This window comes from Shigella sp. SIG6 (assembly GCF_053555815.1).
Map to the genome: position 1 here is coordinate 1 of NZ_JBQZXC010000038.1, position 22,238 is coordinate 22,238.

Consider the following 22,238-nt stretch of genomic DNA (forward strand, 5'->3'; position numbering starts at 1 on the left):
GTGAGGCGAGGGCGAGAACTATTGCGATAGCGTCATCATGACCTGGGTCGCAATCTAACAGAATTGGCAGTGCCATTGTTGCTCCTTGTTGTGTGCTTCTTTGCGACAAGGGTAACGCCAGGATGTAACAGATACGAGGGGCGAAACGATAAAGCGTGAGATGGCGCGCAATTGGGTATGCGCGCCAGAGTGATTAATGCAGGATTTTCGCGAGGAAGTCTTTTGCGCGGTCCGATTTCGGATCATCGAAGAAAGCGTCTTTCGGCGAGTCTTCGACAATTTTACCCTCGTCCATAAAGATCACCCGATTCGCCACTTTGCGGGCAAAGCCCATTTCGTGGGTCACCACCATCATGGTCATTCCTTCGTTCGCCAGTTCCACCATCACGTCCAGCACTTCGTTGATCATCTCCGGATCCAGCGCCGATGTCGGTTCGTCGAACAGCATCGCAATAGGAGCCATATACAATGCGCGAGCGATTGCCACACGCTGCTGCTGACCGCCGGAAAGCTGCGCCGGAAATTTATTGGCATGTGCGGAAAGTCCCACGCGCTCCAGCAATTTCAATGCTTTTTCACGAGCGGGCGCTTTATCGCGTTTAAGCACTTTCACCTGCGCCAGGGTCAGGTTTTCGATAATCGACAGATGAGGGAACAGCTCGAAATGCTGGAATACCATCCCGACGCGGGAGCGCAGCTTTGCCAGATCGGTTTTCTTGTCGTTAACCACGATACCATCGACGGTGATTTCACCTTGCTGCACTGGTTCGAGGCCGTTGACGGTTTTAATCAGCGTTGATTTGCCGGAACCAGACGGGCCGCAAACCACCACCACTTCGCCTTTTTTCACTTCGGTTGAGCAGTCGGTCAGCACCTGAAAGTGACCATACCATTTTGAAACATTTTTCAGGGTAATCATTATGCTGTCCTTCTTTTCAAGTAGCTGACCAACAACGACGCGCTAAGGCTAATAACGAAATAAACAAATCCGGCAAACAGGATCATCTCGACCTGCGTACCATCACGCTCACCAATGGTTGAGGCGGTACGGAAGAAATCGGCCAGAGATAACACATACACCAGCGAGGTATCCTGGAACAGTACGATGCCCTGAGTGAGCAGCAGCGGCACCATCGCGCGGAAAGCCTGCGGCAGAATAATCAGTTTCATCGACTGCCAGTGAGTCATCCCCAACGCCAGCGCGGCGCTCGACTGACCACGGGAAATACTTTGAATACCGGCACGGATAATCTCTGAATTGTAGGCCGCTTCAAACATCGAAAACGCCACCATCGCCGAAATTAAACGAATATCATTTTTTGGCGATAATCCCAGCACATTTTGCAGAAATCCCGGCACAATCAAGTAAAACCACAGCAAAACCATGACTAAAGGAATCGAGCGGAATACGTTAACGTAGGCTTTGGCAAACCACGAAACAGGCGCGAAGCTGGACAAGCGCATCACCGCCAGCATGGTACCCCACAAAATACCAATCACGACTGCCGTGACGGTGATTTTCAGGGTGATCACCAGCCCGTCGAGCAGATATGGCAGGGAAGGAACAATGGAACTCCAGTCAAACTCGTACATTATTTGCCCCCCATGTTGCCGGGCAGGCGAACTTTACGTTCAACCAGCGTCATCACCAGCATGATAAAAGCGTTAATCAACACATACGCAAGCGTGATGGCGGTAAACGACTCCCAGGCGTGAGCCGAGTAGTCGAGCAATTTACCCGCCTGCGCTGCCATATCCACCAGACCGATGGTCGAGGCGATAGCGGAGTTTTTCACCAGGTTCATCATCTCGGAAGTCATCGGCGGGACGATAACGCGATAAGCATTAGGCAGCAGTACGTATCGATAAGTCTGCGGTAGCGTCAGGCCCATCGCCAGCGCGGCATTCTTCTGCCCACGCGGTAGCGACTGAATAGCGGCGCGTACCTGTTCGCAAACACGGGCGGCGGTAAACAGCCCCAGGCAGAGCATGGATGAAAGGAAAAACTGAATATTGGGATCCAGCTCGGCCTTAAACCACATGCCGATTTTCTCCGGCAGCAGCTCCGGGATCACCAGATACCAGGTAAAGAATTGCAAAATCAACGGCACGTTGCGGAACAGTTCGACATACAACGTACCCAGACCGGAGAGAAAACGGTTTGGAACGGTACGTAAAATGCCGAAAAATGAACCGACGAGGAAAGCGATAATCCAGGCGCAGATCGACAAAGCGATCGTCACCTGAAAACCACTCCAGACCCAACCAAGATAGGTGGTATTGCCGAACGGGGCTTGTTGTAAAAAAATACCCCAGTTCCAGTCTATAGACATAAATCTACTCCAGAAAAAAGAGGGTAGCAGCGTTAACTGCTACCCTCGAAGATTGTTACCCAGCGTATTGCGGTTTTCAGGCCCGATGGGGAACGACCATCAGGCGTATAGTCTGTCCGTGCTACGTAACAATCGAGAGGGCTGGAATTTCCGCCCCTGGTTCTTGTAATTAGTTCAGTGCCTTGTCATTCGGTTCTTTGAACAGTGCTTTCATTTCGTCTGACAGTTCGAAATTCATGTTCAGGTTTTTCGGCGGAATTGGATTTTTGAACCATTTATCAAACCATTTTTCCGCTTCACCGGAGGTCTGCACCTGAGCGATAGTGTCATCCATCAGCTTTTTGAACTGCGGATCGTCTTTACGCAACATGCAACCGTAGGCTTCCTGAGACTGCGGCTTGCCGACGATATCCCAGTTGTCTGGTTTCTTCGCTTTCGCACGTTCACCGGCCAGCAGAGCGTCATCCATCATAAAGGCAACGGCACGACCGCTTTCCAGGGTGCGGAAAGAGTCACCGTGATCTTTGGCGCTGATGATGCGCATATTCATTTTTTGCTCTTCATTCAGTTTGTTGAGCAAAACTTCAGAGGTAGTGCCGGAAGTGACGACTACGGCTTTGCCTTTCAGGTCGGCAAAATCTTTGATATCGCCGCCCTTTTTGGTCAACAGGCGCGTACCGACCACGAAAATAGTGTCAGAGAAAGCCGCCTGTTTTTGGCGTTCGACGTTGTTGGTGGTAGAACCACATTCAAAATCGAAAGTGCCGTTTTGCAGCAGTGGAATACGGTTTTGTGAGGTAATCGGAATCAGTTTTACCTGCAAGTCCGGTTTGTTGAGTTTCTTTTTCACTGCTTCAACAATGGCGTTGGAGTAATCCTGCGAGTAACCCACTACTTTTTGCTGATTGTCGTAATAAGAGAAAGGTACTGAAGATTCACGGTGACCGACGACAATCACACCGTTTTTGGCGATTTTGTCCAGCGTACTGCCTGCTGCCGGGGCGGCGTCATCTGCCTGTGCCAGTCCTGCGGAAAGCGCCAGGGCGAGGATTGCTGTGGCAGGTTTACGTAATTGCATATCCAACTCCTTTATCTTCTGCGTTAAGAACGCATGGATACCCGTTGTGAGTGTTTGTGTTGTTATCGTCTGCAACTTTATTGTGCAGTGTTGTGCCTGTTAGGTAACATTTAGTTTGGCTAAATGTAAAGATATTGATGTTTTATTGTTTGTTTTTGCGAGGTGCACCGCACCATTCTGAAGCAAAATTCTTAAAATGCACTCTTTTGGTGCTACCGGTGGATTGCTGTGGTGCAACCGGGTTGTACTGATGCTGGTTCAAGCTTTGCCTTGTATAACAAAGCAATAGATGTGCCAAAGTTGGATAGGAGAATATTGTTATCCGGATAATGCACTGATGCCGCATCCGGTGAGCGTGCCGAAATATGGGATGTATTCCGGCACGATAAGAAGGGATTATTTACGTCGCTGACGCAGACTCATCAACACAGCAGCAAAACCAAACAGTGCCGTCAGCACCCACAGCGGCCAGTTGCCGGTACGTGCGTATGGTGTGAGTCCGGTGGTCGGCGTCACGTTAGTGGTTAACACCTCGCGGGTGAACTGCGGGATCATCGCCTGAATCTCACCCTGCGGGCCAATCACCGCCGTAATGCCGTTGTTGGTGCTGCGCAACAGTGGGCGCGCCAGCTCCAGCGCACGCATTCGCGCCATCTGGAAGTGTTGCCATGGACCAATAGATTTACCAAACCACGCATCGTTGGAGATAGTCAGCAGGTAGTCGGTATCCGGGCGGAAGTTATCGCGCACTTGCTCGCCGAGAATGATCTCGTAGCAAATAGCCGCAGTAAGCTCAATACCATTTGCCGACAGCGGCGGCTGGATATATGGCCCACGGCTGAACGACGACATCGGCAGATCAAAGAACGGTGCTAACGGACGCAGAATCGACTCCAGCGGGACAAACTCGCCAAACGGCACCAGATGGTTTTTGTTATAGCGATCGGCTGATTCGTAGCTGTACGGTGCACCTTTACCCAGCGTGATGATGGTGTTGTAGGTATCGTAGCGGTTCTGCTTATTGAGACGCGCGTCGACAATCCCGGTTACCAGCGAGCTACCTTTATCACGCAACTCACCGTCCAGTGCTTTGAGGAACGGTTGCTGATTAATTTCCAGATCGGTTATCGCCGACTCCGGCCAGATAATCAACGATGATTTGCCCATCAGCGGTGCCGTTGCGTTGTAGTAAATCTTTAGCGTATTAAGAAGCTGGCCTTCGTCCCATTTCAGCGATTGCGGAATATCGCCCTGAACCATCGAAACCTGAATGGTTTTCTCCGGTTGCGGGGTAAACCATTGGATGTAACGCAGCGGGAAGGGTAGGGCAAACAGCACGACGGCCACCACCAGCGGACGCCAGTTGCGTTTGACCAACGCCAGTGCCAGCAGGCCACTAACCATCATCAGCAGGAAGTTAATGGCTTCCACGCCCATTAGCGGTGCCAGCCCTTTTAACGGGCCATCAATCTGGCTATAGCCGAACTGTAACCACGGGAAGCCAGTCAGCACCCAACCGCGCAGAAACTCGGTCACTTGCCAGAGAGCAGGGGCGGCAATCGCCACGCGCAGCCAGGTGGTTTTCGGCCACAGACGCGACAGCACGCCAGCAAACAGTCCGGTATACAGCGACAAATACGCCGCCAGCAGCACCACCAGGAAGATGTTAACCGGGCCAGGCATCCCGCCAAAGGTCGCGATGCTGACATAGACCCAGTTAATACCGCTGCCAAAGAGGCCAAATCCCCAGCAAAAGCCAATAGCGGCAGACTGGAGTGGGCGACGGTTAAAGGTCAACGCCTGAAGCCCCATCAGCGAAATAATCGCCGCAGGCCAGACGTCGTAAGGAGAGAAGGCCAGCGTTCCGCAGGCACCGAATAATAACGCCAGCAGCAGGCGAATGCGCTGGCGTTCAATTAATGAGGCAAAAGCCATGTAGTTATCTATCCAGTTTCGGTTTTATTCATCCAGCTTTGGCTGGGGTGAGTCATCCGGGATTTTGACATGAACCTGAATAATACGCCGACTATCGGCCATCGCCACTTTGAACTGGTAACCGTCGATGTCGATAGTTTCGCCACGCGCCGGAAGATGCCCAAACGCCTGCATCACCAGACCACCGATAGTGTCGACTTCTTCATCGCTAAAGTGGGTGCCGAACGCTTCGTTGAAGTCTTCAATGGAAGCCAGTGCGCGCACGGTCCAGGTATGACGACTCAGCTGACGGAAGTCGATATCATCTTCTTCGTCATACTCGTCTTCAATCTCACCAACAATCAGTTCCAGGATGTCTTCAATGGTCACCAGACCGGAAACCCCACCGAATTCGTCAATAACGATCGCCATGTGGTAACGCTGAGAGCGAAACTCTTTCAGCATCCGGTCTACGCGCTTACTTTCAGGAACGACAACCGCCTGACGTAACACTTTGTCCATGCTGAAGGCTTCAGCATCGCTGCGCATAAACGGCAGCAAGTCTTTCGCCATCAGAATCCCTTCAATGTGATCTTTGTCTTCGCTAATCACCGGGAAACGTGAGTGGGCGGACTCGATGATGACATCAAGGCATTCGTCCAGCGTCTGGTTGCGTTTCAGGGTAATCATCTGGGAGCGGGGGATCATGATGTCGCGAACGCGTTGGTCTGCGATGTCCATCACCCCTTCGAGCATATCGCGCGTATCTTCGTCGATAAGGTCGTTCTGCCCGGAATCACGGATCAGCGCCAGCAGTTCGTCACGGTTTTTCGGTTCACCGTGGAAAAGTTGGCTGAGTAACAGGGAGAAAAATCCCTTCTTGTTGTTTATCGTGTCACTACTGTGTGAATTGTCGTCGCTCATGGCGTCGTATGGGTTCTCATGTTAGTTAATCAAAACGCCGTCGTTAATCACCAACGGCGGGGACGTCTGCCAGTCAAATGCCTGGCAAATTATTCTTTCTCGGCAATGTACGGATCCTCATAGCCCAGAGCAAGCATAATCTCTGTTTCGAGGGCTTCCATTTCTTCTGCTTCGTCATCTTCAATGTGATCGTAACCTAACAAATGCAGACTGCCGTGCACCACCATATGCGCCCAGTGCGCCTCCAGTGGTTTGCCTTGCTCCTGAGCTTCCTTCTCAACCACCTGACGGCAGATAACCAGATCGCCCAGTAGCGACATCTCCATGCCAGGCGGCACTTCAAACGGGAAGGAGAGCACGTTGGTCGGCTTATCCTTACCGCGATAGGTCAGATTCAGACTGTGGCTTTCGGCGGTATCGACCACGCGAATAGTCACTTCCGACTCTTCCTGAAACTGCGGGATCACCGCATTCAGCCATGTTTGAAACTGGCTCTCTTCCGGTAACCCGGAATTATCTTCACATGCCAGTTGTAAATCGAGGATCACCTGACTCATTTTTGTTCCTGTTCTTCGCGCTTGCGTTCTGCTGCCAGCGCCGCTTTACGTTTTTGTTCTGCTTCTTCCCAGGCTTCATAAGCGTTAACGATACGCGCCACCACCGGGTGACGAACCACGTCTTCGCTGTGGAAGAAGTTAAAGCTGATCTCTTCGACATCGGCCAGCACTTCAATGGCATGACGTAAGCCTGATTTAGTATTACGCGGCAGGTCGATCTGTGTGACGTCGCCGGTGATAACCGCTTTTGAGTTAAAACCGATACGGGTCAGGAACATCTTCATCTGTTCGATGGTAGTGTTCTGGCTCTCATCGAGAATGATAAACGCGTCGTTCAGCGTACGACCACGCATATAGGCCAGCGGCGCGACTTCAATAACGTTGCGCTCAATCAGTTTCTCGACTTTCTCAAAGCCCAGCATTTCAAACAGCGCGTCGTACAGTGGGCGCAGATACGGGTCTACTTTCTGGCTTAAATCGCCAGGCAGGAAGCCCAGTTTCTCACCGGCTTCGACCGCCGGACGAGTCAGCAGAATACGGCGAATTTCCTGACGCTCCAAGGCATCAACTGCCGCAGCCACTGCCAGGTAGGTTTTACCCGTACCCGCCGGGCCAACGCCGAAGGTAATGTCATGGTCGAGAATATTGGCGATGTACTGCGCCTGGTTTGGCGTGCGCGGCTTAATTACGCCGCGTTTAGTTTTGATATTGACCGCTTTGCCGTACTCCGGCACGCTCTCCGCGCTTTGCTCCAGTACCCGCGCTTCTTTAATCGCAAGGTGGATCTGTTCCGGTTCGATATCCTGAATCTGACCGCGCATCGGGGCAGTATCGACATACAGGCTACGCAGAATGTCTGCCGCAGCGGTGACACAAATCGGACGGCCGGTCAGTTTAAAGTGGTTATCGCGGCGATTGATCTCGATGCCGAGACGGCGTTCGAGCTGCTTGATGTTGTCATCAAACGGGCCGCACAGGCTCAACAGACGCGCATTGTCTGCTGGCTCCAGGGTGATTTCGCGAGTGTCTATGTTCAAACCGTTCCTCTTATCTGTATGCCGCCGGAAGCTGAACATTCACCGGCCTATAAGGAAATTATTCACGCCACAGGAAAAAGGCGCAAGCATTGCGATAAAGATGGGGATAAAGAGAGAAAAAACAAGGCCCACCGGAACGGCAGGCCTGAGAATTACGGCTGATAATAACCCACGCCAAGGTCGTTTTCTTTGCGGGTGCGGGCAATCACCGACTCCGGTGTTTCTGCCATGCGCAGACCCATTTCATCTTCAGTTCGCACCACTTTACCGCGCAGAGAGTTCGGGTAGACGTCGGTAATTTCTACATCGACGAATTTACCGATCATATCCGGTGTGCCCTCGAAGTTGACCACGCGGTTATTTTCGGTACGCCCGGAAAGCTCCATGATGCTCTTACGCGAAGTCCCTTCTACCAGAATACGCTGGGTGGTGCCGAGCATCCGACGGCTCCATGCCATCGCTTGCTGATTGATACGTTCTTGCAGAATATACAGACGCTGCTTCTTCTCTTCTTCCGGAACATCATCAACCATATCGGCGGCAGGCGTTCCTGGACGTGCAGAGAAGATAAAGCTGTAGCTCATGTCGAAATTGACGTCGGCAATCAGCTTCATCGTTTTCTCGAAGTCTTCGGTGGTTTCGCCAGGGAAGCCAACAATGAAGTCAGAACTGATCTGAATATCCGGACGCGCCGCACGCAGTTTACGGATGATCGCTTTGTACTCCAGCGCCGTATGGGTACGTCCCATCAGGTTCAGAATGCGATCGGAACCGCTCTGTACCGGCAGATGCAGGAAGCTCACCAGCTCAGGCGTGTCGCGGTACACTTCGATGATATCGTCGGTGAATTCGATCGGATGGCTGGTGGTAAAGCGAATACGATCGATCCCGTCGATCGCAGCAACCAGACGCAACAGATCGGCAAACGATCCGGTGGTGCCGTCGTAGTTCTCACCACGCCAGGCATTCACATTCTGACCGAGCAGGTTGACTTCACGCACGCCCTGAGCCGCAAGCTGGGCAATCTCAAACAGAATATCGTCAGACGGACGGCTTACCTCTTCACCACGGGTGTAAGGCACCACGCAGTAGGTGCAATATTTATTGCAGCCTTCCATGATGGAGACAAACGCGGTCGGCCCTTCGGCGCGCGGTTCCGGCAGACGGTCAAACTTCTCGATTTCCGGGAAGCTGATATCTACAACCGGGCTGCGGTCGCCGCGCACGGAGTTGATCATCTCCGGCAGACGGTGCAGCGTTTGCGGCCCAAAAATAATATCGACATAGTGGGCGCGCTGGCGAATGTGCTCGCCTTCTTGCGATGCCACGCAGCCACCGACGCCGATAATCAGGTCTGGATTCTTCTCTTTTAACAGTTTCCAGCGACCCAACTGATGGAAGACTTTTTCCTGAGCCTTCTCGCGGATTGAGCAGGTGTTCAGCAGTAACACATCCGCTTCTTCCGCCACGTCGGTCAGTTGATAGCCGTGGGTGGCATCCAGCAGATCGGCCATCTTCGATGAATCGTACTCGTTCATCTGACAGCCCCAGGTTTTAATATGGAGTTTTTTGGTCATCGACTTGCTCTTGCGAAATAGTAGCCAGGAATGCAGGGCGCATAGTGTAATGCTTTGCTGCCGTTGTGACCAGTATGAGCGTTATCAGCCCTTGGGGGTAAAAATCCTGTAAACTTAAAGCATATTGCTAACAGGATGATTGACCATGACAAATCAACCAACGGAAATTGCCATTGTCGGCGGAGGAATGGTCGGCGGCGCACTGGCGCTGGGGCTGGCACAGCACGGATTTTCGGTAACGGTGATCGAGCACGCAGAACCTGCACCGTTTGTCGCTGACAGCCAACCGGACGTGCGGATCTCGGCGATCAGCGCGGCTTCGGTATCATTGCTTAAAGGGTTAGGGGTCTGGGATGCAGTACAGGCTATGCGTTGCCATCCTTACCGCAGACTGGAAACCTGGGAGTGGGAAACGGCACATGTGGTATTTGACGCAGCCGAATTAAAGTTGCCGTTGCTTGGCTACATGGTGGAAAACACAGTCCTGCAACAGGCGTTGTGGCAGGTGCTGGAAGCGCATCCGAAAGTAACGTTACGTGTGCCAACCTCGCTGATTGCATTACATCGAGATAATGATCTTCAGGAGCTGGAACTGAAGGGCGGTGAAACGATCCGCGCGAAACTGGTGATTGGTGCCGACGGCGCAAATTCTCAGGTGCGGCAGATGGCGGGAATTGGCGTTCATGCCTGGCAGTATGCGCAGTCGTGCATGTTGATTAGCGTACAGTGTGAGAACGATCCCGGCGACAGCACCTGGCAGCAATTTACCCCGGACGGACCGCGTGCGTTTCTGCCGTTGTTTGATAACTGGGCATCGCTGGTGTGGTATGACTCTCCGGCGCGTATTCGCCAGTTGCAGAATATGAATATGGCGCAACTCCAGGCGGAAATCGCGAAGCATTTCCCGTCGCGTCTGGGTTACGTTACACCGCTTGCCGCTGGTGCGTTTCCGCTGACGCGCCGACATGCGTTGCAGTATGTGCAGCCGGGGCTTGCGCTGGTGGGCGATGCCGCGCATACCATCCATCCGCTGGCGGGGCAGGGGGTGAATCTTGGTTATCGTGATGTCGATGCCCTGATTGATGTTCTGGTGAATGCCCGCAGCTACGGTGAAGCGTGGGCCAGTTATCCTGTCCTCAAGCGTTACCAGATGCGGCGCATGGCGGATAACTTCATTATGCAAAGTGGTATGGATCTGTTTTATGCCGGATTCAGTAATAATCTGCCGCCGCTGCGTTTTGTGCGTAATCTCGGGTTAATGGCGGCAGAGCGTGCTGGCGTGTTGAAACGTCAGGCGCTGAAATATGCGTTAGGGTTGTAGCCTTACAACATTGCCGGATGCGTGCCAACCGTAGGTCGGATAAGACGCGGCAGCGTCGCATCCGACATTGAAGGATAAGACGTGTCAACATCGCATTCGACATTGAATGAACGCAGAAAAGCAAAAAGCTCGCCGAAGCGAGCTTTTTTAATGTGGTTGGGGTACGAGGATTCGAACCTCGGAATGCCGGAATCAGAATCCGGTGCCTTACCGCTTGGCGATACCCCAACTGGGTGCACTTACGATGTAAGCATCTTGAATAAATTGGCTGGGGTACGAGGATTCGAACCTCGGAATGCCGGAATCAGAATCCGGTGCCTTACCGCTTGGCGATACCCCAACAAATTGGTTTTTGAATTTGCCGAACGTATTCGACACATTCAGAATTTGGTGGCTACGACGGGATTCGAACCTGTGACCCCATCATTATGAGTGATGTGCTCTAACCAACTGAGCTACGTAGCCAGATTATTTCTTCGATGGCTGGGGTACCTGGATTCGAACCAGGGTATGCCGGTATCAAAAACCGGTGCCTTACCGCTTGGCGATACCCCAATAACCGGGCGGTGAACCGCTTACTCGAAGAAGATGGCTGGGGTACCTGGATTCGAACCAGGGAATGCCGGTATCAAAAACCGGTGCCTTACCGCTTGGCGATACCCCATCCGTACAACGCTTTCTGGTGAATGGTGCGGGAGGCGAGACTTGAACTCGCACACCTTGCGGCGCCAGAACCTAAATCTGGTGCGTCTACCAATTTCGCCACTCCCGCAAAAAAGATGGTGGCTACGACGGGATTCGAACCTGTGACCCCATCATTATGAGTGATGTGCTCTAACCAACTGAGCTACGTAGCCATCTTTTTTTCGCGATACCTTATCGGCGTTGCGGGGCGCATTATGCGTATAGAGCCTTGCAGCGTCAACCTCTTTTTCAAGGAAAATTGCTCGAAAGTGACTGTTTGGTTAGGTTGCGAACAGCGTGGCGCTATATTCGTCAATTATTGTTTACTTTGTGTTTTTTCCCCACCCTACAGCCATTCTTTTGTCGTACAGGATGAAATTCGGAATTCAACAATAGTGGTGGGAAATTAATCTATGAAATACTGGCCTACAGTGATGAGTTGTCAAACAGTGATGTGGCAAACCCGGAACATTTCCTTACTGCATATCAGAATCAACAAGCAGCGCAATAACTAAAACAGCCCCGGATTTCTCCGGGGCAGTACCGCATTTCTTACTTATACGCCGACTGGTGAACGCCAACCGCACGACCAGACGGATCGTCCATTTTTTTGAACGCTTCATCCCATTCGATCGCTTTAGCTGAAGAACACGCGACGGAAGGACCGCCCGGCACGCACTCAGCGGCACTCGGAAGTGGGAACAGTTCTTCAAAGATCTCGCGGTACAGATACGCTTCTTTTGAGGTCGGCGTGTTGTACGGGAAGCGGAAGCGGGCAGTTTCCAGTTGCTGATCAGAAACCTGCTGCGCCGCCACTTCTTTCAGGGTGTCGATCCAACTGTAACCGACGCCATCGGAGAACTGCTCTTTTTGCCGCCAGGCCACGCTTGCGGGCAGGTATGACTCAAAACATTCACGCAGGATGTGTTTTTCCATTTTGCCGTTACCGCACATTTTATCCTGCGGGTTAATGCGCATCGCCACATCAAGGAATTTTTTGTCGAGGAACGGAACGCGTGCTTCCACGCCCCAGGCTGACATCGCTTTGTTGGCGCGCGCGCAGTCATACATATGCAGGACCAGCAGTTTACGCACCGTCTCTTCATGCAGTTCTTTAGCGTTGGGCGCTTTATGGAAGTAAAGATAACCGCCAAACACTTCATCAGAACCTTCACCGGACAGCACCATTTTAATGCCCATCGCCTTGATCTTACGCGACATTAAATACATCGGTGTTGAAGCGCGAATAGTGGTCACATCATAAGTTTCGATGTGGTAAATCACGTCGCGGATGGCATCCAGACCTTCCTGTACAGTGAAGTGAATTTCGTGATGCACCGTGCCCAGATGGTTTGCCACTTCCTGGGCTGCTTTAAGATCCGGTGAACCCGGCAGACCTACAGCAAAGGAGTGTAACTGCGGCCACCAGGCTTCAGAGCGTTCCTGATCTTCCACGCGACGGGCTGCGTATTTCTTGGTGATAGCGGAAATAATTGAGGAATCCAGACCACCAGAAAGTAGCACACCGTAAGGCACATCAGACATCAGATGGCTTTTAACGGAATCTTCCAGTGCCTGACGCAGCTCGTTTTTGTCGGTCACGTTATCTTTCACTGCATCAAAGTCGAACCAGTCGCGATGATAATAAGAACGGATTTCGCCGTCCTGACTCCACAAATAGCTCCCCGCCGGGAACTCTTTAATCGTGCGGCAAACTGGCACCAGCGATTTCATTTCTGAGGCCACATACAGCTGACCGTGTTCGTCATACCCCATATACAGTGGGATGATCCCCAGATGGTCGCGACCAATCAGGTAGGCATCTTTTTCGCTGTCGTACAGGGCAAAGGCAAACATGCCCTGCAAGTCGTCGAGAAATTCCGGCCCTTTTTCCTGATACAGCGCGAGGATCACTTCACAGTCAGACCCTGTCTGGAACTGATAACGATCGCCATATTCAGCGCGCAATGCCTGGTGGTTGTAGATTTCACCGTTTACCGCCAGTACGTGGGTTTTTTGTTGGTTGTAGAGAGGTTGGGCCCCCGCATTAACGTCAACAATTGACAGACGTTCGTGAGCGAGAATGGCGTTATCGCTGGCATAAATACCGGACCAGTCCGGGCCACGATGACGCATCAGGCGTGACAGCTCGAGTGCTTTCTTACGCAGCTCAACTGCGTCTGTTTTGATATCGAATACGCCAAAAATTGAACACATAACCTTCTCCGTTAACCTGGTATTTGTTGCTTGTTGTGTTTGCTTGTTTAAAAAAATGCCGCAAAGCAGCACTGTGCGCAAGCTATTTGGCAGTGCAAAAATAAAAAACGTAATGGTGATTGTCGATTGGTGAAAAAGGGTCTGGTGTGAGGATGTATTTATTGATGAATCGATAATTTTTAGCGGGTTTTATTGAATGGTTATATTTTACGGGGGCCAAATTGCTGATAAAGTGCGATTTGTTCATGCCGGATGCGGCGTGAACGCCTTATCCGGCCTACAAAAGCATGAAAATTCAATATATTGCAGGAGCTGCGTAGGCCTGATAAGCGTAGCGCATCAGGCAGTTTGGCGTTTGTCATCAGAGCCAACCACGTCCGCAGACGTGGGTGGTATTCAGATAACGTCGATTTCAGCGACTGACGGGTAAATCCAGCTTGGGCGGAACGGCATACTGTCGATATCGTCGAGCGATGAAACACCAGAAAGCACCAGAATCGTCTCCAGACCGGCCTGGAAGCCCGCCAGAATATCGGTACGCAGGTTATCGCCGACAATCACTGTTTCTTCCGAATGCGCCTGCATTTTGTTTAATGCCGCGCGGATGATCCACGGGCTGGGCTTACCAACATAGAACGGTTTGCGCCCGGAGATTTTCTCAATCCCTGCACACAACGCGCCACAAGCGGGATAAAAACCGCGCCCGTGGGTGTCCGGGTTGGTGGCGATAAAGCGTGCACCGTTAGCGACGAAATAGGCTGCTTTATGCATCATGTCCCAGTTGTAGGAACGTGTTTCGCCAACAATCACGAAATCAGGGTTCACATCGGTAATAGTGAAACCGGCTTTGTACAGTTCATGAATCAGTGCGCCTTCGCCCACCACATACGCTTTCTTGCCTTCCTGGCGACGCAGGAAATCGGCGGTCGCCATCGCAGAGGTATAAAACACGCTATCCGGCACATCGACACCGGCAGTGGCAAAGCGGTTCGCCAGATCTTGCCCAGTCTGCGAAGGATAGTTGGTCAGCAACACCAGCGGCAGGCCTTTATCCATAATCCCGTGCAAAAATTCCGCTGCACCCGGTACGGCGACGTTATCGTGCATCAGCACGCCGTCGATATCGCAAATTACATTTTTAATGGTCATGGACTACCCAGAATATTGACAACAATAAGCGCCACTATAAAAGCACATTAATTTTCCAGCAAATGCTGGAGCAAAATACCGTTGAGCATGGCGCGTTTTACCAGCGCAAAAGCGCCGATTGCCGAGCGGTGATCCAGCTCAGAACGTACCACCGGCAGATTAGTACGAAACGCCTTCAGCGCTTGGGTATTAATGCAGCTTTCAATAGCAGGGAGCAGCACTTTATCGGCTTCGGTGATTTCACCAGCAATAACAATTTTTTGCGGATTAAATAAGTTGATAGCAATGGCGATGGTTTTACCCAGATGACGACCGACATACTCAATCACTTCCGAGGCCAGGCTATCGCCTTTGTTCGCGGCTTTGCAGATAGTTTTGATGGTGCAGTCGTCCAGTGGCACACGGCTCTGGTAGTCCTGCTTTAACAGATTCAACACCCGTTGTTCAATGGCAGCGTTGGCGGCGATAGTTTCCAGGCAGCCAAAGTTGCCGCAGTGGCAGCGTTCACCCAGCGGTTCGACCTGAATATGGCCAATTTCACCGACGTTACCGTTGCGGCCAATAAAAATGCGCCCGTTAGAGATAATCCCGGCACCGGTTCCGCGATGGACACGCACCAGAATGGAGTCTTCGCAATCCTGACTTGCACCGAAGTAGTGCTCCGCCAGCGCCAGACTACGGATATCGTGACCAACGAAACAGGTCACTTTAAAACGTTCTTCCAGTGCTTCTACCAGCCCCCAGTTTTCTACCTGAATATGCGGCATGTAATGAATTTTGCCGCTGTCCGGGTCAACAAGCCCTGGCAGGATCACCGAAATGGCGATTAGCTCGCGCAGTTTGCGCTGGTAGCTATCAATAAACTGAGCAATGGCATTCAGCAGGGCATGTTCCAGCGTCTGCTGGGTACGTTCCGGCAGCGGGTAATGTTCTTCTGCCAGCACTTTGCTGCTGAGATCAAACAGAGTGATGGTGGCGTCATGACGACCAAGCCGTACGCCGATTGCGTGGAAATTGCGGGTTTCGGTGACGATGGAGATAGCGCGGCGGCCCCCGGTGGAGGCCTGCTGATCAACTTCTTTGATCAGCCCGCGTTCGATAAGCTGACGCGTAATTTTGGTTACGCTGGCGGGGGCAAGCTGGCTTTGCTCGGCAATCTGAATCCGCGAGATTGGCCCGTACTGGTCAATCAGGCGATAAACCGCCGCGCTGTTAAGCTGTTTTACGAGATCAACATTACCTATCTGAGCTTGTCCGCCTGGTGTCATACTTTCTCTTATTGAGTTACGACCTCGTTACCGTTAACGATGGTCTTGGTGATTTTAAAATCAGGTGTGAATGCGGTCAGGTTGGCTACTTTACCTGCGGCGAGCGTGCCGAGACGTTTTTCAACGTCAATCGCACGCGCCGGATAGAGCGTCGCCATACGCAGCACTTCATCCAGTGCGATACCGCAATGTTCGACCAGATTACGCACGCCTTCAATCATGGTTAAGGATGAACCGCTTAACGTACCGTTCTCATCCACACAAAGTCCGTTACGGTAGTATATTGTTTTACCCGCAAAAATGAACTGTTCAATGTTGGCACCTGCTGGCGCGGTGGCGTCGGTAACCAGACACAGTTTGTCGCCTTTAAGGCGTTTAGCGTTACGAATGTTGGCGTAATCAACATGCAGGCCATCAGCGATAATACCGCAATAAATGTCAGCTTCGTCGAGGATCGCGCCCGCCAGGCCCGGTTCACGACCGGTAATATACGGCATCGCGTTGTACAGATGGGTGGCAAAGGTAATCCCCGCGCGGAAACCGGCTTTTGCTTCTTTCAACGTCGCGTTGGAGTGACCGGCAGAAACCACAATCCCGGCATTTGCCAGTTTGCTGATGACTTCCGCAGGAACCATTTCCGGTGCCAGGGTCACTTTGGTAATGACGTCGGCGTTTTCACACAGGAAATCGACCAGCGCGGCATCAGGCTTACGCACAAAATTCGGATTATGGGTGCCTTTTTTTACCAGATTCAGCCACGGACCTTCCAGATGCAGACCTAACGCCTGATTCGGATGTTTTGCCAGGTACTCGCGCATAACGCGCACGCCCTGTTTCATCAGCTCATCGCTGGTGGTGATAAGCGTCGGCAGATAGTTAGTACAGCCTGATTTCTCATTGGCTTTCTGCATGATTTCCAGCGTTTCCACGCTGACCGCTTCAGCGGTGTCGTTAAACTGTACGCCGCCGCAGCCGTTTAACTGCACATCGATAAAACCGGGGGAGAGAATGGCCCCGTTCAGTGAACGTTGTTCGATCTCTGGCGGCAGTTCCGCTACCGGACAGACGCTTTTAATCAGGCCATCAGCGATAACAACCGCGTGGTCATCAAGAAATTCGTGGCCGGTAAAGATCCGGCCCTGGGTTAATGCATACATTCTGACCCCCGATTTTAAAAAATATTGCCCTGAGCAAGGAACCAGGGCAGGGATAACAATTACAGACCTTTGATATTTTCTGCTTCTAATTCATTGAAATATCTTAAAGTCTTAACTTTTAGCTCCATGGTAGAAGGTTCATCGCACACCATGATCGCTTTCGGATGCAGTTGCAGACAGCTGATGGTCCACATATGGTTCACGCAACCTTCAACGGCGGCCTGCAGCGCCAGTGCTTTCTGGCTACCCAGCACCAGAATCATCACTTCTTCGGCATCCAGCAGTGTACCAACACCGACAGTCAGGGCATATTTTGGCACCTGATTGACATCGTTATCAAAGAAACGAGAGTTCGCGACGCGAGTGTCATGAGTCAGGGTTTTGATACGAGTACGAGAAGCCAGAGAAGACGCCGGTTCGTTAAATGCAATATGACCGTCGTTACCTACACCGCCCATAAACAGATGAATTTTTCCGTAAGAACGGATTTTTTCTTCATACTGGCGGCACTCGGCATCGATATCCGGGGCATTGCCGTTGAGAAGGTTGATGTTTTCTGCTGGAATATCAACGTGATCGAAGAAATTACGGTGCATAAAGCTGTAGTAGCTTTCCGGATGCTCTTTCGGCAGACCGACATATTCGTCCATGTTGAAGGTGACAACGTGCTTAAAGCTGACCTGGCCTGCTTTATGCATTTCGACTAACGCTTTATAGGTGGTCATCGGCGTGCCGCCAGTCGGCAGGCCCAGTACAAACGGACGATCGGCAGTTGGTTTGAACGCATTGATACGATTGACGATATGGCGAGCAGCCCATTTGCCGACCTGTTCAGCGGTAGTCAGGGGGATCAGTCTCATTATTCACCTCAATAAGTAAAATGTAAGCCGTTGGCGGATTAGACATCTTTAAGCGTAACCTGGATTTGCGCAGACAGGCGTCAATCCGACTTGATTTTTTGAATGATAAAATAAGTTTTCTGGTTTAGCCAGTAAAAGGGAGTGATGATAACGATATTTGGTGACAAAACTCACAAAAGACACGCGTTTAATTTGCGATACGAATTAAATTTTCACACACTCTGTAGCAGATGATCTAACAATCTGATTACAGAACATCGGCAGTAAAATTTGCAGCAAAATAAAAATACGGCTTTAAACGAGCCAAATAGGGTTCTCGTAGGGGGAATAAGATGAATATTTTAGGTTTTTTCCAGCGACTCGGTAGGGCGTTACAGCTCCCTATCGTGGTGCTGCCGGTGGCGGCGCTGTTGCTGCGATTCGGTCAGCCAGATTTACTTAACGTTGCGTTTATTGCCCAGGCGGGCGGTGCAATTTTTGATAACCTCGCATTAATCTTCGCCATCGGTGTGGCATCCAGCTGGTCGAAAGACAGCGCAGGTGCGGCGGCGCTGGCGGGTGCGGTAGGTTACTTTGTGTTAACCAAAGCGATGGTGACCATCAACCCAGAAATTAACATGGGTGTACTGGCGGGTATCATTACCGGTCTGGTTGGTGGCGCAGCCTATAACCGTTGGTCCGATATTAAACTGCCGGACTTCCTGAGCTTCTTCGGCGGCAAACGCTTTGTGCCGATCGCCACCGGCTTCTTCTGTCTGGTGCTGGCGGCCATTTTTGGTTACGTCTGGCCGCCGGTACAGCACGCTATCCATGCAGGCGGCGAGTGGATCGTTTCTGCGGGCGCGCTGGGTTCCGGTATCTTTGGTTTCATCAACCGTCTGCTGATCCCAACCGGTCTGCATCAGGTGCTGAACACCATCGCCTGGTTCCAGATTGGTGAATTCACCAACGCGGCGGGTACGGTTTTCCACGGCGACATCAACCGTTTCTACGCTGGTGACGGCACCGCGGGGATGTTCATGTCCGGCTTCTTCCCGATCATGATGTTCGGTCTGCCGGGTGCGGCGCTGGCGATGTACTTCGCAGCACCGAAAGAGCGTCGTCCGATGGTTGGCGGGATGCTGCTTTCTGTTGCTGTTACTGCGTTCCTGACCGGTGTGACTGAGCCGCTGGAATTCCTGTTCATGTTCCTTGCGCCGCTGCTGTACCTCCTGCACGCACTGCTGACCGGTATCAGCCTGTTTGTGGCAACGCTGCTGGGTATCCATGCCGGCTTCTCTTTCTCTGCGGGTGCTATCGACTACGCGTTGATGTATAACCTGCCGGCCGCCAGCCAGAACGTCTGGATGCTGCTGGTGATGGGCGTTATCTTCTTCGCTATCTACTTCGTGGTGTTCAGTTTGGTTATCCGCATGTTCAACCTGAAAACGCCGGGTCGTGAAGATAAAGAAGACGAGATCGTTACTGAAGAAGCCAACAGCAATACTGAAGAAGGTCTGACTCAACTGGCAACCAACTATATTGCTGCGGTTGGCGGTACTGACAACCTGAAAGCGATTGATGCCTGTATTACCCGTCTGCGCCTGACCGTGGCTGACTCTGCCCGCGTCAACGATACGATGTGTAAACGTCTGGGTGCTTCTGGTGTAGTGAAACTGAACAAACAGACTATTCAGGTGATTGTTGGCGCGAAAGCAGAATCCATCGGCGATGCGATGAAGAAAGTCGTTGCCCGTGGTCCGGTAGCCGCTGCGTCAGCTGAAGCAACTCCGGCAACTGCCGCGCCTGTAGCAAAACCGCAGGCTGTACCAAACGCGGTATCTATCGCGGAGCTGGTATCGCCGATTACCGGTGATGTCGTGGCACTGGATCAGGTTCCTGACGAAGCATTCGCCAGCAAAGCGGTGGGTGACGGTGTGGCGGTGAAACCGACAGATAAAATCGTCGTATCACCAGCCGCAGGGACAATCGTGAAAATCTTCAACACCAACCACGCGTTCTGCCTGGAAACCGAAAAAGGCGCGGAGATCGTCGTCCATATGGGTATCGACACCGTAGCGCTGGAAGGTAAAGGCTTTAAACGTCTGGTGGAAGAGGGTGCGCAGGTAAGCGCAGGGCAACCGATTCTGGAAATGGATCTGGATTACCTGAACGCTAACGCCCGCTCGATGATTAGCCCGGTGGTTTGCAGCAATATCGACAATTTCAGTGGCTTGATCATTAAAGCTCAGGGCCATGTTGTGGCGGGTCAAACACCGCTGTATGAAATCAAAAAGTAATCTGCTTTATGCCTGATGCGACACGGCAGCGTCGCATCCAACAATGACAAGCGGTGGAGATCTTCTCTGCCGCTTTTTTTTTCATCAATCATCCCCATAATCCTTGTTAGATTATCAATTTTAAAAAACTAACAGTTGTCAGCCTGTCCCGCTTATAAGATCATACGCCGTTATACGTTGTTTACGCTTTGAGGAATCCACGATGAGTGAGGCAGAAGCCCGCCCGACTAACTTTATCCGTCAGATCATCGATGAAGATCTGGCCAGTGGTAAGCACACCACAGTACACACCCGTTTCCCGCCGGAGCCGAATGGCTATCTGCATATTGGCCATGCGAAATCTATCTGCCTGAACTTCGGGATCGCCCAGGACTATAAAGGCCAGTGCAACCTGCGTTTCGACGACACTAACCCGGTAAAAGAAGATATCGAGTATGTCGATTCGATCAAAAACGACGTAGAGTGGTTAGGTTTTCACTGGTCTGGTAACGTCCGTTACTCCTCCGATTATTTTGATCAGCTCCACGCCTATGCGATCGAACTGATCAATAAAGGCCTGGCGTACGTTGATGAACTGACACCGGAACAGATCCGCGAATACCGCGGTACCCTGACGCAGCCGGGTAAAAACAGCCCGTACCGCGACCGCAGCGTTGAAGAGAACTTGGCGCTGTTCGAAAAAATGCGTGCCGGTGGTTTTGAAGAAGGTAAAGCCTGCCTGCGTGCGAAAATCGACATGGCGTCGCCATTTATCGTAATGCGCGATCCGGTGCTGTACCGCATTAAATTTGCTGAACACCACCAGACTGGTAACAAGTGGTGCATCTACCCGATGTACGACTTCACCCATTGCATCAGCGATGCGCTGGAAGGTATTACGCACTCTCTGTGTACGCTTGAGTTCCAGGACAACCGTCGTCTGTACGACTGGGTACTGGATAACATCACCATTCCTGTTCATCCGCGCCAGTACGAATTCTCGCGCCTGAATCTGGAATACACTGTGATGTCCAAGCGTAAGCTGAACCTGCTGGTGACCGACAAGCACGTTGAAGGCTGGGATGACCCGCGTATGCCGACCATTTCCGGTCTGCGTCGTCGTGGTTACACTGCGGCTTCTATTCGTGAGTTCTGCAAACGCATCGGCGTGACCAAGCAGGACAACACCATTGAGATGGCGTCGCTGGAATCCTGCATCCGTGAAGATCTCAACGAAAATGCGCCGCGCGCAATGGCGGTTATCGATCCGGTGAAACTGGTTATCGAAAACTATCAGGGCGAAGGCGAAATGGTCACCATGCCGAACCATCCGAACAAACCGGAAATGGGGAGCCGTCAGGTGCCGTTTAGCGGTGAAATTTGGATCGATCGCGCCGATTTCCGCGAAGAAGCTAACAAGCAGTACAAACGTCTGGTGCTGGGTAAAGAAGTGCGTCTGCGTAATGCTTACGTCATTAAGGCTGAACGCGTGGAGAAAGATGCCGAAGGTAATATCACCACCATCTTCTGTACTTATGACGCCGACACCTTAAGCAAAGATCCGGCAGATGGTCGTAAAGTCAAAGGTGTTATTCACTGGGTGAGCGCGGCACATGCGCTGCCGGTTGAAATCCGTTTGTATGATCGTCTGTTCAGCGTGCCTAACCCAGGTGCTGCGGATGATTTCCTGTCGGTGATTAACCCGGAATCGCTGGTGATCAAACAGGGCTTTGCTGAACCGTCGCTGAAAGATGCGGTAGCGGGTAAAGCATTCCAGTTTGAGCGTGAAGGTTACTTCTGCCTCGACAGCCGCCATTCCACGGCCGAAAAACCGGTATTTAACCGCACCGTTGGGCTGCGTGATACCTGGGCGAAAGTAGGCGAGTAATTTTAAGTTCTACCAA

At 51.8% G+C, this 22,238-nt stretch carries 18 protein-coding genes and 7 tRNA genes; 3 read left to right on the plus strand and 22 right to left on the minus strand.

Translation table 11 applies throughout. From position 1 onward, the window contains the following. The 10 genes from ACUU1M_RS08830 to miaB form a co-directional block, all read right to left on the minus strand. Window positions 1-76, minus strand: a 76-nt coding sequence (locus ACUU1M_RS08830) for a hypothetical protein (RefSeq protein WP_449144660.1), incomplete at its 3' end; no start/stop codon positions are given. A 117-nt stretch (window positions 77-193) separates the two neighbouring features. Continuing rightward, entirely contained in the window at window positions 194-919 is a 726-nt protein-coding gene (gene gltL / locus ACUU1M_RS08835) for a glutamate/aspartate ABC transporter ATP-binding protein GltL (protein WP_152028928.1), read from the minus strand. Further along, window positions 919-1,593 (minus strand): glutamate/aspartate ABC transporter permease GltK, encoded by a 675-nt coding sequence (gltK, locus tag ACUU1M_RS08840; protein WP_152028927.1) that lies wholly within the window; start codon window positions 1,591-1,593, stop codon window positions 919-921. The genes gltL and gltK overlap by 1 nt, the downstream gene beginning before the upstream one ends. After that, window positions 1,593-2,333 (minus strand): glutamate/aspartate ABC transporter permease GltJ, encoded by a 741-nt coding sequence (gene gltJ / locus ACUU1M_RS08845; RefSeq protein WP_152028926.1) that lies wholly within the window; start codon window positions 2,331-2,333, stop codon window positions 1,593-1,595. The genes gltK and gltJ overlap by 1 nt, the downstream gene beginning before the upstream one ends. A gap of 169 nt (window positions 2,334-2,502) precedes the next feature. Beyond that, window positions 2,503-3,411, minus strand: a complete 909-nt coding sequence (gene gltI / locus ACUU1M_RS08850; RefSeq protein WP_001177084.1) for a glutamate/aspartate ABC transporter substrate-binding protein GltI — start codon at window positions 3,409-3,411, stop codon at window positions 2,503-2,505. A 396-nt stretch (window positions 3,412-3,807) separates the two neighbouring features. After that, window positions 3,808-5,346 (minus strand): apolipoprotein N-acyltransferase, encoded by a 1,539-nt coding sequence (gene lnt / locus ACUU1M_RS08855; RefSeq protein ID WP_000853043.1) that lies wholly within the window; start codon window positions 5,344-5,346, stop codon window positions 3,808-3,810. A 24-nt stretch (window positions 5,347-5,370) separates the two neighbouring features. After that, on the minus strand, window positions 5,371-6,249 hold the full coding sequence (gene corC, locus ACUU1M_RS08860; protein WP_001278600.1) for a CNNM family magnesium/cobalt transport protein CorC: 879 nt from the start codon (window positions 6,247-6,249) through the stop codon (window positions 5,371-5,373). Between the two features lie 89 nt (window positions 6,250-6,338). Further along, window positions 6,339-6,806 (minus strand): rRNA maturation RNase YbeY, encoded by a 468-nt coding sequence (gene ybeY, locus ACUU1M_RS08865; protein ID WP_000084469.1) that lies wholly within the window; start codon window positions 6,804-6,806, stop codon window positions 6,339-6,341. Next, entirely contained in the window at window positions 6,803-7,843 is a 1,041-nt protein-coding gene (locus tag ACUU1M_RS08870) for a PhoH family protein (RefSeq protein WP_001018040.1), read from the minus strand. Before ACUU1M_RS08870 ends, ybeY begins: the two co-directional genes overlap by 4 nt. 152 nt (window positions 7,844-7,995) lie before the next feature. After that, window positions 7,996-9,420: a tRNA (N6-isopentenyl adenosine(37)-C2)-methylthiotransferase MiaB gene (gene miaB, locus ACUU1M_RS08875; protein ID WP_000162739.1), complete on the minus strand. Its 1,425-nt coding sequence runs from the start codon at window positions 9,418-9,420 to the stop codon at window positions 7,996-7,998. A 145-nt stretch (window positions 9,421-9,565) separates the two neighbouring features. On the opposite strand from miaB, the gene ubiF reads away from it, so the two are divergent. Continuing rightward, on the plus strand, window positions 9,566-10,741 hold the full coding sequence (gene ubiF, locus ACUU1M_RS08880; protein ID WP_000184592.1) for a 3-demethoxyubiquinol 3-hydroxylase: 1,176 nt from the start codon (window positions 9,566-9,568) through the stop codon (window positions 10,739-10,741). Window positions 10,742-10,894: 153 nt separating this feature from the next. Here the strand turns inward: ubiF and ACUU1M_RS08885 are convergent. The 12 genes from ACUU1M_RS08885 to nagB form a co-directional block, all read right to left on the minus strand. Beyond that, a tRNA-Gln gene (locus ACUU1M_RS08885) sits at window positions 10,895-10,969 on the minus strand. A 37-nt stretch (window positions 10,970-11,006) separates the two neighbouring features. Continuing rightward, window positions 11,007-11,081, minus strand: a tRNA-Gln gene (locus tag ACUU1M_RS08890). Window positions 11,082-11,129: 48 nt separating this feature from the next. Continuing rightward, window positions 11,130-11,206, minus strand: a tRNA-Met gene (locus tag ACUU1M_RS08895). A 15-nt stretch (window positions 11,207-11,221) separates the two neighbouring features. Further along, window positions 11,222-11,296: transfer RNA gene (locus ACUU1M_RS08900), tRNA-Gln, on the minus strand. A 34-nt stretch (window positions 11,297-11,330) separates the two neighbouring features. Continuing rightward, window positions 11,331-11,405: transfer RNA gene (locus ACUU1M_RS08905), tRNA-Gln, on the minus strand. A gap of 23 nt (window positions 11,406-11,428) precedes the next feature. Next, window positions 11,429-11,513: transfer RNA gene (locus tag ACUU1M_RS08910), tRNA-Leu, on the minus strand. An 8-nt stretch (window positions 11,514-11,521) separates the two neighbouring features. Continuing rightward, window positions 11,522-11,598, minus strand: a tRNA-Met gene (locus ACUU1M_RS08915). 379 nt (window positions 11,599-11,977) lie between these two features. After that, a complete protein-coding gene (gene asnB, locus ACUU1M_RS08920) occupies window positions 11,978-13,642 on the minus strand; it encodes an asparagine synthase B (RefSeq protein ID WP_152028925.1) in 1,665 nt (554 codons plus the stop codon). A gap of 396 nt (window positions 13,643-14,038) precedes the next feature. Then, on the minus strand, window positions 14,039-14,791 hold the full coding sequence (gene nagD, locus ACUU1M_RS08925; protein ID WP_000153129.1) for a ribonucleotide monophosphatase NagD: 753 nt from the start codon (window positions 14,789-14,791) through the stop codon (window positions 14,039-14,041). A gap of 47 nt (window positions 14,792-14,838) precedes the next feature. Then, entirely contained in the window at window positions 14,839-16,059 is a 1,221-nt protein-coding gene (gene nagC / locus ACUU1M_RS08930) for a DNA-binding transcriptional regulator NagC (protein WP_000187589.1), read from the minus strand. Between the two features lie 8 nt (window positions 16,060-16,067). After that, the gene (nagA, locus tag ACUU1M_RS08935; protein WP_000271152.1) at window positions 16,068-17,216 is read right to left on the minus strand and encodes an N-acetylglucosamine-6-phosphate deacetylase; all 1,149 of its coding nucleotides are present in this window, start codon (window positions 17,214-17,216) and stop codon (window positions 16,068-16,070) included. Window positions 17,217-17,275: 59 nt separating this feature from the next. Then, the gene (gene nagB / locus ACUU1M_RS08940; RefSeq protein ID WP_001237072.1) at window positions 17,276-18,076 is read right to left on the minus strand and encodes a glucosamine-6-phosphate deaminase; all 801 of its coding nucleotides are present in this window, start codon (window positions 18,074-18,076) and stop codon (window positions 17,276-17,278) included. A 332-nt stretch (window positions 18,077-18,408) separates the two neighbouring features. Here nagB and nagE point away from each other — a divergent pair, with 332 nt between their 5' ends. Both nagE and glnS read left to right on the plus strand, forming a co-directional pair. Continuing rightward, a complete protein-coding gene (gene nagE / locus ACUU1M_RS08945; protein WP_001023151.1) occupies window positions 18,409-20,355 on the plus strand; it encodes a PTS N-acetyl glucosamine transporter subunit IIABC in 1,947 nt (648 codons plus the stop codon). A gap of 202 nt (window positions 20,356-20,557) precedes the next feature. Then, complete coding sequence (gene glnS / locus ACUU1M_RS08950; protein WP_001287131.1) at window positions 20,558-22,222, plus strand: glutamine--tRNA ligase; 1,665 nt, start codon at window positions 20,558-20,560, stop codon at window positions 22,220-22,222. The last annotated feature ends 16 nt before the right edge of the window (window positions 22,223-22,238 follow it).